Annotated in this window: 16 protein-coding genes; 11 read left to right on the top strand and 5 right to left on the bottom strand. The window is 69.7% G+C overall.

Annotation, left to right across the window (positions count from 1 at the left end):
• Window positions 1-63: 63 nt before the first annotated feature.
• The 6 genes from AB0H49_RS10965 to AB0H49_RS10940 all read left to right on the top strand — a co-directional run bounded on the left by AB0H49_RS10965 (window position 64) and on the right by AB0H49_RS10940 (window position 4,541).
• Window positions 64-711, top strand: coding sequence for a response regulator transcription factor (locus tag AB0H49_RS10965; RefSeq protein WP_357249887.1), 648 nt, complete (start codon window positions 64-66; stop codon window positions 709-711).
• Between the two features lie 292 nt (window positions 712-1,003).
• The gene (locus tag AB0H49_RS10960; RefSeq protein ID WP_355002907.1) at window positions 1,004-1,474 is read left to right on the top strand and encodes a CBS domain-containing protein; all 471 of its coding nucleotides are present in this window, start codon (window positions 1,004-1,006) and stop codon (window positions 1,472-1,474) included.
• Between the two features lie 263 nt (window positions 1,475-1,737).
• The gene (locus AB0H49_RS10955; RefSeq protein ID WP_357249884.1) at window positions 1,738-2,382 is read left to right on the top strand and encodes a hypothetical protein; all 645 of its coding nucleotides are present in this window, start codon (window positions 1,738-1,740) and stop codon (window positions 2,380-2,382) included.
• A 140-nt stretch (window positions 2,383-2,522) separates the two neighbouring features.
• The gene (locus AB0H49_RS10950) at window positions 2,523-2,735 is read left to right on the top strand and encodes a hypothetical protein (protein WP_357249881.1); all 213 of its coding nucleotides are present in this window, start codon (window positions 2,523-2,525) and stop codon (window positions 2,733-2,735) included.
• 60 nt (window positions 2,736-2,795) lie between these two features.
• Complete coding sequence (locus AB0H49_RS10945) at window positions 2,796-3,743, top strand: DJ-1/PfpI family protein (RefSeq protein WP_357249878.1); 948 nt, start codon at window positions 2,796-2,798, stop codon at window positions 3,741-3,743.
• A 63-nt stretch (window positions 3,744-3,806) separates the two neighbouring features.
• On the top strand, window positions 3,807-4,541 hold the full coding sequence (locus AB0H49_RS10940) for an HD domain-containing protein (protein ID WP_357249875.1): 735 nt from the start codon (window positions 3,807-3,809) through the stop codon (window positions 4,539-4,541).
• On the opposite strand, the gene AB0H49_RS10935 is transcribed toward AB0H49_RS10940, so the two are convergent.
• Window positions 4,538-5,302, bottom strand: a complete 765-nt coding sequence (locus AB0H49_RS10935; RefSeq protein WP_355002902.1) for a siderophore-interacting protein — start codon at window positions 5,300-5,302, stop codon at window positions 4,538-4,540. The genes AB0H49_RS10940 and AB0H49_RS10935 overlap by 4 nt on opposite strands.
• Window positions 5,303-5,436: 134 nt before the next feature.
• Here AB0H49_RS10935 and AB0H49_RS10930 point away from each other — a divergent pair, with 134 nt between their 5' ends.
• Window positions 5,437-6,264: an NADPH-dependent oxidoreductase gene (locus AB0H49_RS10930; RefSeq protein WP_357249871.1), complete on the top strand. Its 828-nt coding sequence runs from the start codon at window positions 5,437-5,439 to the stop codon at window positions 6,262-6,264.
• A gap of 6 nt (window positions 6,265-6,270) precedes the next feature.
• Here the strand turns inward: AB0H49_RS10930 and AB0H49_RS10925 are convergent, their stop codons facing one another.
• The 3 genes from AB0H49_RS10925 to AB0H49_RS10915 form a co-directional block, all read right to left on the bottom strand.
• Complete coding sequence (locus tag AB0H49_RS10925) at window positions 6,271-7,263, bottom strand: LLM class flavin-dependent oxidoreductase (protein ID WP_357249868.1); 993 nt, start codon at window positions 7,261-7,263, stop codon at window positions 6,271-6,273.
• Window positions 7,264-7,328: 65 nt separating this feature from the next.
• Window positions 7,329-8,513 (bottom strand): serine hydrolase, encoded by a 1,185-nt coding sequence (locus tag AB0H49_RS10920; protein ID WP_357249865.1) that lies wholly within the window; start codon window positions 8,511-8,513, stop codon window positions 7,329-7,331.
• Window positions 8,506-9,360 (bottom strand): helix-turn-helix domain-containing protein, encoded by an 855-nt coding sequence (locus AB0H49_RS10915; protein WP_357249862.1) that lies wholly within the window; start codon window positions 9,358-9,360, stop codon window positions 8,506-8,508. Before AB0H49_RS10915 ends, AB0H49_RS10920 begins: the two co-directional genes overlap by 8 nt.
• Before the next feature lie 3 nt (window positions 9,361-9,363).
• On the opposite strand from AB0H49_RS10915, the gene AB0H49_RS10910 reads away from it, so the two are divergent.
• The 3 genes from AB0H49_RS10910 to AB0H49_RS10900 all read left to right on the top strand — a co-directional run bounded on the left by AB0H49_RS10910 (window position 9,364) and on the right by AB0H49_RS10900 (window position 11,900).
• Window positions 9,364-10,803 (top strand): amino acid permease, encoded by a 1,440-nt coding sequence (locus AB0H49_RS10910; RefSeq protein ID WP_357249859.1) that lies wholly within the window; start codon window positions 9,364-9,366, stop codon window positions 10,801-10,803.
• Between the two features lie 132 nt (window positions 10,804-10,935).
• Complete coding sequence (locus tag AB0H49_RS10905; RefSeq protein WP_355002896.1) at window positions 10,936-11,145, top strand: hypothetical protein; 210 nt, start codon at window positions 10,936-10,938, stop codon at window positions 11,143-11,145.
• A complete protein-coding gene (locus AB0H49_RS10900; protein WP_357249856.1) occupies window positions 11,142-11,900 on the top strand; it encodes a hypothetical protein in 759 nt (252 codons plus the stop codon). Before AB0H49_RS10905 ends, AB0H49_RS10900 begins: the two co-directional genes overlap by 4 nt.
• Before the next feature lie 10 nt (window positions 11,901-11,910).
• Here AB0H49_RS10900 and AB0H49_RS10895 read toward each other — a convergent pair whose 3' ends face one another.
• On the bottom strand, window positions 11,911-13,326 hold the full coding sequence (locus tag AB0H49_RS10895) for an MDR family MFS transporter (protein WP_357249853.1): 1,416 nt from the start codon (window positions 13,324-13,326) through the stop codon (window positions 11,911-11,913).
• 165 nt (window positions 13,327-13,491) lie between these two features.
• Here AB0H49_RS10895 and AB0H49_RS10890 point away from each other — a divergent pair, with 165 nt between their 5' ends.
• Window positions 13,492-13,794, top strand: a complete 303-nt coding sequence (locus AB0H49_RS10890) for a hypothetical protein (RefSeq protein ID WP_355002893.1) — start codon at window positions 13,492-13,494, stop codon at window positions 13,792-13,794.
• Window positions 13,795-13,958 lie beyond the last annotated feature (164 nt).

The following is a 13,958-nucleotide window of genomic DNA, read 5'->3' as shown; positions in this document are numbered from 1 at the left end:
CTTCGGCCCGATCCGGCGGATAGCTTCGTACGCTGAGAGCATGGCTGGTGGAGGTGGATGGACATGATCAAGGTGTTCTTGGTGGACGATCACCACATCGTGCGGCGCGGGGTGGCCGATTTGATCGGCGCCGAGTCCGATATGGACGTTGTGGGGGAGGCGGGCAGTATCTCCCAGGCATTGGCGCGGATTCCGGCGTTGCAGCCGGATGTCGCGGTGCTGGATGTGCGGTTGCCCGACGGTAATGGCATCGAGTTGTGTCGTGAGTTGCTCGATCAGCGGCCGGAGTTGCGGTGTTTGATGTTGACCTCGTTCACCGACGAGCAGGCCATGCTGGACGCGATTTTGGCCGGTGCCAGTGGCTATGTGGTCAAGGACATCGGAACGACGGACCTGGTGGATGCCATCCGGGATGTCGGCGCGGGCAAATCGCTGCTGGACAATCGGGCCGCGGCCGCGTTGATGGCGAAGTTGCGTGAGGAGGCCGAGGCCAAGTCGGGTCCGCTGGCGGGGCTGACCGATCAGGAGCATGTTCTGCTGGGGTTGCTCGGCGAGGGGTTGACCAACCGGCAGATCGCGCAACGAATGTTCTTGGCGGAGAAGACGGTGAAGAACTATGTGTCGCGGCTGCTGACGAAGCTGGGTGTGGAGCGGCGTACCCAGGCCGCGGTGCTGGCGTCGAAGCTGAACCCGCCCGCCAACCGGGACTGAACGCGCAACTATCAGGCCGCTGCGAGCCGACTGCGAAGCCAGTCGACCATCATCGGGGACGCTCGCGGATACCAGCCAGCTACGGGCTTCCGATCCGCTCGATGTGAAACGACCATGCGCGCCCCGCACCGGCATACGGGCTGGTCGGCACCGGGGACCGCATGCCCGCTCCGGAACAACGCCGTCCGCGACCGGTGAGTACCCGATTCGGGGGTATGCCCTATCGAGGTCCTGGGCACCGCGACCTGCGGACTGCCTGTCTACATCTCGAGGCAAAGAAGGGAGACCTGCGATGACGACCGCGCAGATGATCATGCACTCCGAAGTGGCCTGTCTCAACGTGCGCGACACCATGCAGACCGCGGCTCAGCGGATGCACCAACTGGATGTGGGCGCGCTGCCGATCTGCGACGGGGAAGGTCGTCCAGTCGGCATAGTCACGGATCGTGACATCGTCGTGAAGTGCATAGCCCTCGGCCAGACCCCGCGGACCACGACGGCCGGTGAGCTGGCTCAGGGCGCGGAAGCACTGCACACCATCGACGCGGGTGCGGATATCGGCGACGCGCTCGCGCTCATGGAGCGCTACCAGATCCGGCGGCTGCCGGTGACCGAGCGCGGCCGCCTCGTCGGCATCATCACCGAAGCCGACCTGGCGCGCCGCATGCCCGACCAAACGGTCGGCGAGTTCGTCGAAGCGGTGTGCGCGCAGCATCTTCCGGCCGCGACTTCCGACACCACCGACCAACGCGACGCACCGTAGCGACTGGCGTCAACGGTCATCGGCGTGCGTCTCGAGCCGGGCGCCCCGGCTCCGCGGAGACGATCCCGGAAGTGTCGCGCTGCCCGGCGCATCACACATCCAGGCGAGGGCGCGCAGGCTCTGTGCGCGGCCTACACCAACCCGCGGCCGTTCGGGGAGCGCGCGCGGGGTGATTTGGTGGACTGGTAGTACGGGACACATAGTGGGCCAGTTATTGGCGACTGGCTCTGTTTTTCCAGGCCAGTGATCGTCACGCTGAGCCAATGCTTCTTCGGCGGTTGGTCGCGCTCTACAGCGGATTGTGGATGTACGGGTTCTCCATGGCGGTGATGGTGCGCGCCGGGCTCGGGCTCGACCCGTGGGACGTCTTCCATCAGGGCGTCGCCGAGCACGTCCCGCTCAGCTTCGGCGCGGTGACCGCGGTGACCGGCGCGGTGGTTCTGCTCGCCTGGATTCCGTTGCGGCAGCGCCCCGGGCTCGGCACGGTCAGCAACATCGTGGTGATCGGGTTGTCGGTGGACGTCGGGCTGTGGCTGTTGCCCACGTGGGAGTCACTGCCGGTGCGGATCGCCGCCATGCTCGCGGCCGTCGTGCTCAACGCCGCCGCCACCGTCGCCTACATCGGCGCGGGCATGGGCCCCGGCCCGCGCGATGGCCTGATGACTGGCCTGGTTCGCCGCACCGGCTGGTCCGTCCGGGCGATCCGCACCACCATCGAGGTGACGGTGCTCGTCACCGGCTGGCTCCTCGGCGGCAGCGTCGGCCTCGGCACCCTCGTCTACGCCTTCGGCATCGGCCCGCTGATCCAACTGATGATCCCCGCCGTCGACCGCCACCTCCCCGGCTTCCGCACCGTCCATCGCCCCGCGCAGAGCCCGATAGGCGAACCCGCCGCAGTGGATCGCTGAGGGTTCGCCGGTCGAACCGATTCGGCGGAGTCAACCTCGGCCGACGAGTTCAACCCCTGGACGGCCTGTGCAGGTGGCGTCGACTTCCTCTGCGCGAGAAGCGCTTTCGGCGTGTGGTCACGCGAGGACAGGGTGGCGGCGTGACGGATGCGGTAGTTGTCGATCGGTTCGGCAATGGGCTCGAGACAGCGTTCGCGGACGGGCGGCCGATCGCCTTCGTGTGCGGCGACATCTACCGCGGGGGCTGCGACAAGATCGCCGAACCGCCGGGATGGCTGCACGCCGACGAATGGATCGACTGGGACGGACGCCATCGGGGCCCGCACCTGGAAGCCGAACGAGACAGGGCCTAGGTCCGGATCCGAGGGTTACGTGTCCTTGTGGACAGGCACGCCCCCGCCCAGACTGGCTGTATGGAACAGGACCGGGGCGACGTGGTGGTGGCGATCGCGGAGGGCGTGCTGCTGCTCGACGTCGCCGGACCCGTGCAGGTCCTGCACTGGGCGGGGCATCGGGTCCGATTCGCCTCGCCGGACGGCGCGCCGGTGCGCGCCGATGTCGGCGTGCCGCTCGGAGTCGAGGGCTCGATCGACGAACTCGCCTCGCACGCCGACACCCTGCTCGTGCCGGGCTACGCGGTCGACGGTCCACTGCCACCGGCCCTGGTGCGATCGGTCGGCGCCGCCGCGCCGAGCGCGCGCCGCGTGGCGTCGGTCTGCACCGGCGCCCTCGTGCTCGCCGAGGCGGGTCTGCTGGACGGACGGCGGGCGACCACGCACTGGCTGGCGTGTGCCGAACTGGCGCAACGATTTCCGCGCGTCGCCGTGCAACCGGACGCGATCTACGTGCGCGACGGCCGGATCGTCACCTCCGCAGGTGTGAGCGCGGGCATCGACATGGCGCTGGCGCTGGTCGAGGAGGATCACGGGGCCGAGGCGGCGCGCTCGATCGCCAAGCACCTCGTGATCTTCCTGCGCCGCCCGGGCGGCCAGTCGCAGTTCAGCCTGCACACCGGCATCGCGACGCCGCGGGCGGCCGGACTGCGCGCGGCGGTGGATTCCGTCGTCGCCGACCCCGCGGCCGACCACAGCCTGGCGGCGCTCGCGGCGCGCGCCGCGGTGAGCGAACGTCACCTGACCAGGCTGTTCCGCAAGGAAATCGGCATGACCCCGGCCCAGTACGTGGAGCGGGCCCGGATCGAGTCGGCCCAGCGCCTGCTGGAGGCGGGCGACGACGGCGTGGCGACCGTCGCACGCCGCAGCGGTCTCGGCTCCGAGGAGACCATGCGACGCACCTTCCTCAAACGGCTCGGCGTCACGCCGACCGACTACCGCAACAGATTCCGCGCCGCAGCGCGCTGAATCCCCATCCGTGCGCCGTATTTCGCGGCGCGACGGCGTATTTCATCGAACCAGGGGAGACCCATGTCCATGTCACGTCGCACCGCCCTCGGCGCCGCTTCGGCGGCCGTCGCGTTCGCGTGGTCCGCCGATCACGCGCTGGCACAGGCGGATCCGCTCGCGCTGCCGTCCACGCCGCTGGCACGCAAGGCGAGCGAGTTGATCGACCGCGAGCTGGCGCCGCACCTGCGCAATCACAGCGTGCGCGGATTTCTGTTCTCCCGCGCCGTCGCGGCCCAGCACGGTCTCGCGCCCGGAACCGGCTACGACGAGGAGCTGATGTATCTGATCTGCGCGCTGCACGACATCGGCCTCGGTGAGATCGCCAACGGCGACCAGCGTTTCGAGGTCGACGGCGCGGACTACGCCGCCCGCTTCCTGGAGGACAACGGCGTCACCGACGACCGGGTCGACGACGTGTGGGATGCGATCGCCGCGCACACCTCGGGCCTCAGCGATTCGCCCGTCTACCGACGCCGACGCCGACCGGAGATCTGGATCGCGGTGGAGGGCATCGGCCTGGACATCGGCGCAAGTCCGGCCGATTTTCCACCCGGCTACGCCGACCTGGTGCACGCGCGCTACCCCAGGCTCGGCGGCAGCCGGGCACTCGCCGACTCCGTCGAAACACAGGCGCTGGCGAATCCGCGCAAGGCGCCGCCCGGCTCGCTGCCGGGCGAAATCCTCCGGCAGCGGCATCCGGAGCTGCCCTACCTGACTTGGGACGCGATCCTTGCCATGAGCGGTTGGGGAGACTAGGCGCGCGCCGACCCGACCGTCTCCTTGGCGGCCAGATCGGCTTTCCACTCGCGGAAACCCTCTTCGGTCCGGCCCCTGCGCCAGTAGCCCGAGATCGACGCGGCCCACTCCGCGGGCACCTGCCGTTCCCTGCGGATGTAGCGGCGCAGGTCGTGCATCACCGCCTGCGCCTCACCGTGAATGAACACCTGGACCTGGCCGTCCCGCCACGGCGTAGCCCGCACGGTTTCGGCGAGCAGTTCGCCCGTCGGCCGCGCGCCGCGGTGCAGCCAGGTGAGCTCGACGCCCCCGGGCTTGTCCAGCTCGAGCTCGTCGTCCGGTCCCGACACCTCGACGAAGGCATGGCCGACGGCATCGTCGGCCATCGCCTCCAGCGCGACCGCGATCGCGGGCAGCGCCGCTTCGTCACCGGCGAGCAGGTGCCAGTCCGCGTCGGCGCGCGGCGAGTACGCCCCGCCGGGACCGTAGGCGTCGATGGTCTCGCCGGGCTGCACCGAGGCCGCCCAGGGGCCCGCGATGCCCTCGGAACCGTGAAAGACGAAGTCCGCGGCGAGCACTCCGGCCTCGACGTCCACCGAACGGACGGTGTAGGTGCGCAGCACCTCGACGCCGTCGCGCGGGAAGATGAACTTGACGTAGGAGTCGGTGCACTCGCTGGGCTGGAACGCGGCGAAGCCCGGTCCACCGAAGTGGACGCGGACCAGATGCGGGGTCAGCCATTCGGTACGCAGCACGGTGAGGGTAGTGCGGGGGCGTGCCAAGGTAACCTCCCGGAGAGTAGGTATTTAGGTATGCCTTACCAACCGTACATGTCCTTCCGGAGTGCCGGAGTGCTGTTCGGCTCACAGTGAGGGTTACCGCAGACGCGCCGCCGATTCGTCGCCAGGATGAGGGCATGACCCAGATCGCGCCGACACCGACCGATGCCCTGCGCCAGCGCTACCGCGACGCGGCCCCGGTCGAACCCGCCCAGTGGAATCCGGTCCTGCGGGTGCTGCACGAACATCGGTCGGTGCGCCGCTACCTGCCCGATCCGGTGTCGGACGACACGCTGCGGCTGCTGATCTCCGCCGCGCAGTCCGCGCCGACCTCGTCCAACCTCCAGGTGTGGAGCGTGATCGCGGTCCGCGACGAAGCGCGCAAGGCCCGCCTTGCCGCGCTGGCGGGCGGGCAGGCGCACATCGAGCAGGCGCCGGTGCTGCTGGTGTGGACCGCCGACTTCGCGAGGCTGCGCCAGCTCGCCGACGACCGCGACGCCCCGCTGGACGGCGCGGACTACCTCGAATCCAGCTACGTCGGTTTCATCGATGCCGCACTCGCCGCGCAGAACGCGGTCGTCGCGGCGGAATCGCTCGGGCTCGGCACCGTCTACATCGGTGCGCTGCGCAACAAACCCGAACTGGTCGCCGCCGAATTGCGCCTGCCACCACAGGTTTTCGCCGTTTTCGGCTTGGTGGTCGGCCATCCGGACCCGGTCGAGCAGGCCGCGGTGAAGCCGCGCTTGCCGCAGGCCGCGGTGCTGCACCACGAAACCTACGAGCTGGCGGACCAGCGCGAGCACGTCGCGCGGTACGAGGAACGGATCGCCGAGTTCTACGCCGAGCAGGGGCTCACGCACTCCTGGACCGAGCGCGTGCTGGACCGTCTGGCCTCGGCCCGGAGCTTGAACGGCCGCGACCGGCTGCGCGAGGCGCTGGCCGGTCACGGCTTCCCGTTGCACTGAAAGCCGTCAAACAGCAGCGGCTTTGGCGATCAGCTCGAAGGAGCGGGCGCGGTCCTCGATGTCGTAGACGAGGGTGTTGAGCATCAGCTCGTCGGCTTCGGTGCGCCGCAGCAGATCGTCGAGTTGACCGCGCACCGTCTCCGGCGAGCCCATCACCTGACCGGCGCGACGCTGTTCGATGAAGTGACTTTCCCGCTCGGAGGGACGGAAAGCCGCAGCCTCCTCCGGCGTGGGCAACGCCCGCGGCCGCCCGGACATCAGGGACAGGAAGGCCAGATCGCGCGGACGCGCCATGGCGTCGGCTTGTTCGTCGGTGTCGGCGCAGATCGCCGAGAAGGCCACGATGGCGTACGGCTGCTCGAGATGCTCGGAGGGCCGGAAGCTGTTGCGATACAGCGCGAGCGCGGCCTCAGTGTTGTTCGGGCTGATGTGGTGGGCGAAGGCGAAACGCACGCCGAGCACCGCCGCCACCTGCGCGCTGTACCCGCTGGAACCGAGCAACCAGATCTCCGGTTCCGCGCCGCGGCCCGGCGTCGCGGTGATGCCGCCGGGACCCGCGCCGCGGAAGTACCGCAGCAGATCGGCCAGCTCGCTGGGAAACGATTCCGCCGACAGTCCCTCGCTGGTGCGCCGCAGCGCCAGCGCGGTGGCCTGGTCGGTGCCGGGCGCGCGGCCGATGCCGAGATCGATCCGGCCCGGGTGCAGGGCGTCGAGGGTGCCGAACTGCTCGGCCACCACGAGCGGCGCGTGGTTGGGCAGCATGACCCCGCCCGAACCCACCCGGATCGCCGTTGTCGCCGCCGCCAAGTGCGCGATGACCACGCTCGGCGACGAGCTGGCGATGCCCGGCATGTTGTGGTGCTCGGCCACCCAGAACCGTCGATAGCCCAAGGCCTCGGTCCGCCGCGCCAGTTCCGTGGTGGCGGCCAGCGCCTCGCCGGGGCTCGCGCCGGTCTGCACGGGCGCGAGGTCCAGGACGGACAGCGGGACGTCGATCATGCGGCTCCTCCGAAGTAGACGGCCAACTGCAGAACGCCCCGCGTCACCGACATATTTCCGGCGCGTCAGCCCGTGGCGGCGAGGGCGCGGAAGACCGCGATCGTCTCCGCTTCGTCCTGGGTGGTGCCGTGGTCGCTGAGCTTGACGATGACCGTGCGGCTCGGCGGGTCGACGTAGATGTACTGGCCGTAGACGCCGATGGCCATGAGATCGGGTTCGGCGCCCGTCGGGTGCCACCACTGCGCGCCGTAGCCCCAGTCGATGACGGGCAACGGCGCGGGCGTGGAGATCCGCTCGATCCACGCCGGCGGGATCACCTGGGTCGCGCCGACCCGGCCGCCGTCGAGCACCAGCTGACCGATCTTGGCGAAGTCGCGGGCGGTGGCGTTGAGGCAGCAGAACGCCTTCTCCTGTCCGCCCGCCCTGTCGAGATTCCACAGCGCGTCGTCCTCGGCGCCGATCGGAGCCCAGATCTGTTGGGCGAGAAGCTCACCGAGCGGCTTGCCTTCGACCTTGGCCAGCGCCATGCCGAGCAGCTGGGTGTCCACACTGCGGTAATCGCCGCGGCTACCCGGTGCGAACCGCAGGGCGCGGTGGTCGCTGACGAAATCGGCCAGGTCCTCGGTGAGATACATGCGTGCCGTGCCGGTCAGCGGCCAGTACGGGTTGTAGTTCTCGGAGACGTCGACGCCGGAGGCCATGTCCAGCAGCTGACGGATGGTGATGGTGTCGTACTCGGTGCCGTTGGCGAGCTCGGGCAGGATGTCGACGAGCCGGTCCTCCTCGCGCAGCTCGCCCGCTTCGACGGCGCGGCCGACCAGCAGGGACACAACGGATTTCGCCACCGACCAGGAAGACTGCTTGGTCGTCGGCCCGACGCCGGAGCGGTACCACTCGGTGGACAGCTTGCCGTCACGCACCACCAGGAACGAGTTGGTGCCGGTGGCCGCGAGGAATTCCGCGACCGGAACGCGAGAACCCTTCCACGGCACCGTGTCCGGCAGCGGCGCCGGTGCGGCGGGGAAGGGGCGCGGGGTCGGTGCGGCCGGGACGGTCCGGCTCTCGAACAGGCCGCCCTGCGTGGATGGGGGATCGCTCAGCAGGTGCGCGAGCGTGGTCGGCCCCGGAATGCGCAGCAGCGGCGTGGCGGCGAAGACGGCGCCGATCGCCACGGCCACGAGCACACCGAGGGCCAGGACGATCCGCGGCGCGTAACGGCGCAGCCGGGAGGGGGTGGGCTGGTCAGTCATGAGAATCGTTCCGCTCGTTGGTGTTCGACAGGGTGCGCGCGTCGACCGCGGTCCAGAAAGCCTCGATCATGGTGTCCAGCACCGCGTCCGGCCCGACGTCGGCCAGCCGCGCGGAGTATTCGGCGATGCCCGGATACTCCTCGGCGTCGAGGGCGAAATACTCACGCGTCCAAGCCCTTTCATCGGCATCGCGGACCTTCTGCGGCAACACCGCGTAACCCGCGCTGACACCGGCGTAGGACAAGACGCTGACGGCGAGCATGCGCTGGTAGCGGACCACGTCGTCGGGGGAGAGGCCGAGCTCGGCCAACGCCGTGAGCATCATGTCGACCACCGCGAACTCGCCGGGCCCCCTCGTCGTGCGCGAGGCGATCGCCGAGCCGACGTACGGGTGCCCCACGAAGACCGCCACGACCGCCCTGGCCAGCGCCTCCAGCCGAGCCTTGGGATCGAGCCCGGCGGGCACCTGTTCGTAGGCGAGGGTCAGCAGCCGGTCGCCGACGGCGCGCAGCAGCGCGTCCTTGTCCGCGAAGTGCCGCCACACGGCGGAGCGGTCGACGCCGAGTTCCTCGCCGAGCGCGCGGCCGGTGAGCCCGTCGGGACGCCCGCGCGCCGCGATCCGCACCGCCGCCGCCACGATGCGATCCCTGGTCAGCCGGGTCGGTCGAGCGCTGTTGTCCGGCATGGTCACCCTCTCGTCACCGCTGTTGTCATCATTGATGACATCGATGGTGACAGAGGTCGGGCAAGCGGGCAACAGCGACTTCGGGCGGACCGTGCCCGTCGGCGGCTCGGCGGCCGCCGGTACCGTGACGTGCTGATCTTTCGGATGAGGGAAGGACCGCAATTCATGACAGGCTCCGACCGTCGGCTACCAGCGGACGCGGCGGTCTCCGACTCGGCGGCACCGGGCGAGGAGGGCTACTCGCGCGGCCTGAACCCGCGCACGATCCAGATGATCGCGATCGGCGGCGCCATCGGCACCGGCCTGTTCTACGGCGCGGGCGGCGCCATCGAACAGGCAGGCCCGGCGCTGATCCTGGCCTATCTGGCCGCGGGCTTGGCGATCTTCGTGATCATGCGCGCGCTCGGCGAGCTGCTCACCTACCGCCCGGTCTCCGGCAGCTTCGCCGAATACGCGCACGAGTTCCTCGGCCGCTTCGCCGGTTTCGTGACCGGCTGGACCTACTGGGCGGTGTGGGTCGCGACCTGCATGGCCGAGATCACCGTCGCGGGCAAGTACGTGCAGTACTGGTTCGACATCGATCCGTGGATCACCGCGCTGGTGGTGCTGGCGGTGATGTTCGCGGCCAACATGATCTCGGTGCGGCTGTTCGGCGAGGGCGAGTTCTGGTTCTCCGCCATCAAGGTCACCGCGATCCTGGCCATGATCGGCATCGGCATCGGCGTGCTGGTCTTCGGCATCGGCCGCGCGACCGACCCGACGGTGACCAACCTGTGGGCCGACGGCGGCGTGTTCCCGAACGGCTTCGGCCAGTCCCTGCTCGTGCTGCAGATCGTGCTGTTCGCCTACGTCGGCGTCGAGCTGGTCGGCGTGACCGCGGGCGAGGCGCGCGACCCGCGCACCACACTGCGCAAGGCGATCAACACCCTGCCCTTCCGCATCGGCCTGTTCTACGTCGGCGCGCTGCTGGTCATCATGTCGGTGGCGAGCTGGCGGTCCTTCCACGCGGGCAAGAGCCCGTTCGTGGAGGTGTTCGAGCAGATCGGCATCCCGGCCGCCGCGGGCATCATCAACTTCGTGCTGCTCACCGCGGCGCTCTCGTCGTGCAACTCCGGGATCTACTCCACCGGCCGCATGCTGCGCAGCCTGTCGCTGCGCCAGGAAGCGCCCGCCCGGTTCGGCGAGCTGAGCGGACGCTCGGTGCCCTACGTCGGCATCACCGCCTCGGCCGCGGCGATGGTCATCGGCGTGGTGGTCAACGTGATCTCGCCGGACAAGGCATTCGCCTACATCACCTCGGTCTCGACCATCGGCATCATCTTCGTCTGGGGCATGATCCTGGTCTGCCATCTGCTCTACCGCGCGAAGGTCGCCCGCGGCCTGCTGCCCGCCAGCGACTACCGGCTGCCCGGAGCGCCGGTGACCTCGATCGTGGCGCTCGCCTTCCTCGGTCTCGTCGTGGTGCTGCTGTTCTGGACCGAGAGCGGCCGCACCGCGATCGTCGTCGGCGCGGTGTGGGCGGTGCTGGTGTGCGGCGGCTACTTGCTGATGGAGAAGCTCGGCGGCGGCGCCCGCGAGAAGGAAGAGGTCTCGGTCGGCCAGTAGGCACTTTCCGTCCTGAATCGGAACGATCGCTCCGCGCCCGCACCGCGCGGGGCGATCCGCATTTCGGCACCTGTTCGCTACCGTTGATCGAAGGTTCGCAAGTCCGATTCCGTCCGACGCACGGAGGTAGCGATGGCGCAGAAGACGCTGGCCGAACTGATAGACGGTGATCTGCCCCCGGCCATCGCGGCGCTGCCGCCGGACCGTCAGGCGGAGCTGGCCGAGACCGTCGAGCGCGCGGAGCACAAGGAGTTCTACGACCTTCAGGCGGCGGCGAACTCCCTGCTCGATCTGGTGCCGCGGATGCTGCGCGGCGCGGTGAAGAAGGCGGTGCGGATGTGACCGCCGCGGCCACCGACCCGCAGCTGATCAAGCTGGCCAGGACGTTGCGAGTCCCGGTAGACGATCTCGGATATCTGGCCGAGGTGCCCGACACGGATCTGCGCCTTTTCCGTATGCAGGTCGCCGACATGCTCTTCGACCACCAGTCTGTCGGGCTGCGCCGAATCGCGGGCGCCGCCAAGATCATTCCGACGCCCATCCTCGCGAAGCTGGTCGGCCACCACCACAACGCGCTGCTCGCCGCCAAGATGTCGGCGGTGCTCGACCCCGGACACGCGGTGGAGGTGGCCAAACGCCTGCCCGCCGACTTCCTCGCCGACATCGCCGCCCAGCTCGACGCCCGGCGCGCGGCGACCATCATCGCCGGGCTGCCCTCGGCCACGGTCGCGGACGTCGCCGAGGTACTTGCCGAGCGCGCCGACTGGATCACCCTGGGCGACCTGATGGCCTCTGTCTCCGACGACGCGGCGCGCGTCACCGCGGCGGCGCTGGACGGCCTCGCGCTGACCCGCACGGCGTTCCTGGTCGACGAAGTCGCGCAGCTCGAACGCTTCGTCGGCCTGGTGCCGGAGCCGAAACTCGCGGACATGCTGCGCGCCACCGCCGACCACGACCTGTGGGCCGAGTTCCACACCACCTTGACCGCGCTCTCCCCGGACGCCGTCGAGTCCGTGCGCGCGGCGGCGGCCGGTTTGCCCGGGGCGCAGCGTGATCGCGCTCTGGCCGAGATCGAAGGCCGCCGCGCCGCGGAGTGACCGCCGAAGTTCAGATCGTGCCGTCGGCGCGGCGGCTCGGCATCATGGCCGAGGCCACCAGCATGACCGCCGCCATCACCGCCACGGTCACGAAGACCAGATGCACCGCCGGGGCGAGGACGTCCGGCGCGGGGTGGTCGGTCTCGCCGACCCGGGAGTTGACGATCGCGCCGAACACCGCGACGCCCACGGCGCTGCCGATCGAGCGGGCGAACATGTTGGCCGAGGTCACCACCCCGCGCTCATGCCATTCCGCGCTGGTCTGCGCGGCGATCAGGGTCGGCGTCGCGACCAGGCCCATGCCGGTGCCGATCACGAAACAGGACGCGGCGATCTGCCACAGCGTGGAGTGCTCGTCGATGAGCAGAGTGGACGCGGCTCCCAACGTCGCGAGCCCGCTGCCGATCAGCGCGCTGCCGCGAAAGCCGATGCGCAGGTACACCTTTCCCGCCTGGGAGGCCGCCAGCGGCCAGCCGAGGGTGAGCGCGCCGACGGTGAGTCCCGCGACCAGCGCGCCGGTACCGAGCACGCCCTGGGTGAAGGTCGGCACATAGGAGGTCAGGCCGATCAGCACCGCGCCGATCAGCACCGACACCAGGCTGCTCGCCACCACTACCCGGCGGGTGAAGACCCACAGCGGCAGAATCGGATTCGTCGCGCGTCGCTCCACGAGCGCGAAGAGGACGAGCACCAGCCCGCCGCCCGCGAAGATGCCGATGCTCGCGGGGGAGGACCACGCCCACGCCTGCCCGCCCTCGAGCAGGCCGAGGATGAGCGCGCCCGCGCCCAGCGTCAGCAGTCCCGCGCCGAGATAGTCGATGTCCTGGCTGCGCCGCACCGAGTCCTCGCGGAAGCTGCGCACCAGCATCCAGGCGGCGATCGCGGAGAGCGGCAGGTTGATCAGGAAGATCCAGCGCCAGCTGACGAAGTCGGCGAAGACGCCGCCCAGCAGCGGACCCGCCACCGAGGACATCGCCCACACGCTGGCCAGATAGCCCTGGACCCGCGCCCGCTCGGTGAGCGTGTACAGGTCGCCCGCGATCACCATGGTCATCGGCTGGATGGCGCCCGCGCCGATGCCCTGCACCGCGCGGAAGACGATCAGTGCGACCATGCTGCTCGCCAACCCGCACAGCAGCGAACCCAGCGCGAACACCGCGATGCCGAACATGATCACCGGCTTGCGTCCGACCGTGTCGGCGAGCTTGCCGTAGATCGGCACCGTCACCGCCTGCGCGAGCAGATAGATCGAGAACAGCCAAGGGAACTGGGCGAACCCGCCGAGGCTGTCGGTGATGGACAGCACCGCGGTGGCGATGATGGTCGAATCGAGGGCGACGAGTCCGGTCGCCAGCATCAGCGAGCCGAGGATCGCTCCGCGTTCGGACCGGAGCCCGATGGACGACTGCGCTGTCTCGGTCGCCACCGGCGGCCCCTTTCGTTCGTTCGACTAACCATCTTCATCGAACGTATCGTCACCTCGGCTATTCCCGCATGGAATTTTCTCGCGCCTTGGGGCGCCTCATCTTCACTAGGCTGGCGGGGCGCTCGGCTTCCGCCGCGGCGCGGGCCACGGAACGAAGGGGCGGAAATGTCACTGCTGGAACAATTCGGCGCGACGCGGCCGGGCGACGCGAGTGCTCTCGTCTATGGAACCCCGCAGGAGACTCCCGATGGGTCGGTCATCGTCACGGTCGCCAGGGCCGGTGGGCTTCTCCGGTCGGCCGCGCGACCGGTCGGCGTGTACGTCGTGAAGGACGGCCAGGCCACCTGGACGCCCGCCGTCGACGCCACTCGGATCGCGCTGTTCGGCCAGGCGATCGGCCTGGTGTCGGCGACGCTCGCCCTGCTCGCCATCGTGCGGCGCCCGCCGTGGCCGGACCTGTCCCGCTGAGACCGCGACCTGCTTCGGCAAAGACCCAGGTCGCCTGTCGTGGAAAGCGTTCCAGCTGTGTGGCATCCGACCCGCCGCGCCGCTGATTGCAAGACAGACCGACGATCTCGGGGCGAGTCGTGCGACTATTGGACGAAGGTCGCGAACCGGGCGGGCGCACATCA

It is taken from the genome of Nocardia sp. NPDC050713 (assembly GCF_040654315.1).
Classification (GTDB): Bacteria; Actinomycetota; Actinomycetes; order Mycobacteriales; family Mycobacteriaceae; genus Nocardia.
The sequence above is the reverse complement of the archived record's forward strand: the minus strand, read 5'-3'. Positions and strand labels throughout refer to the sequence as shown.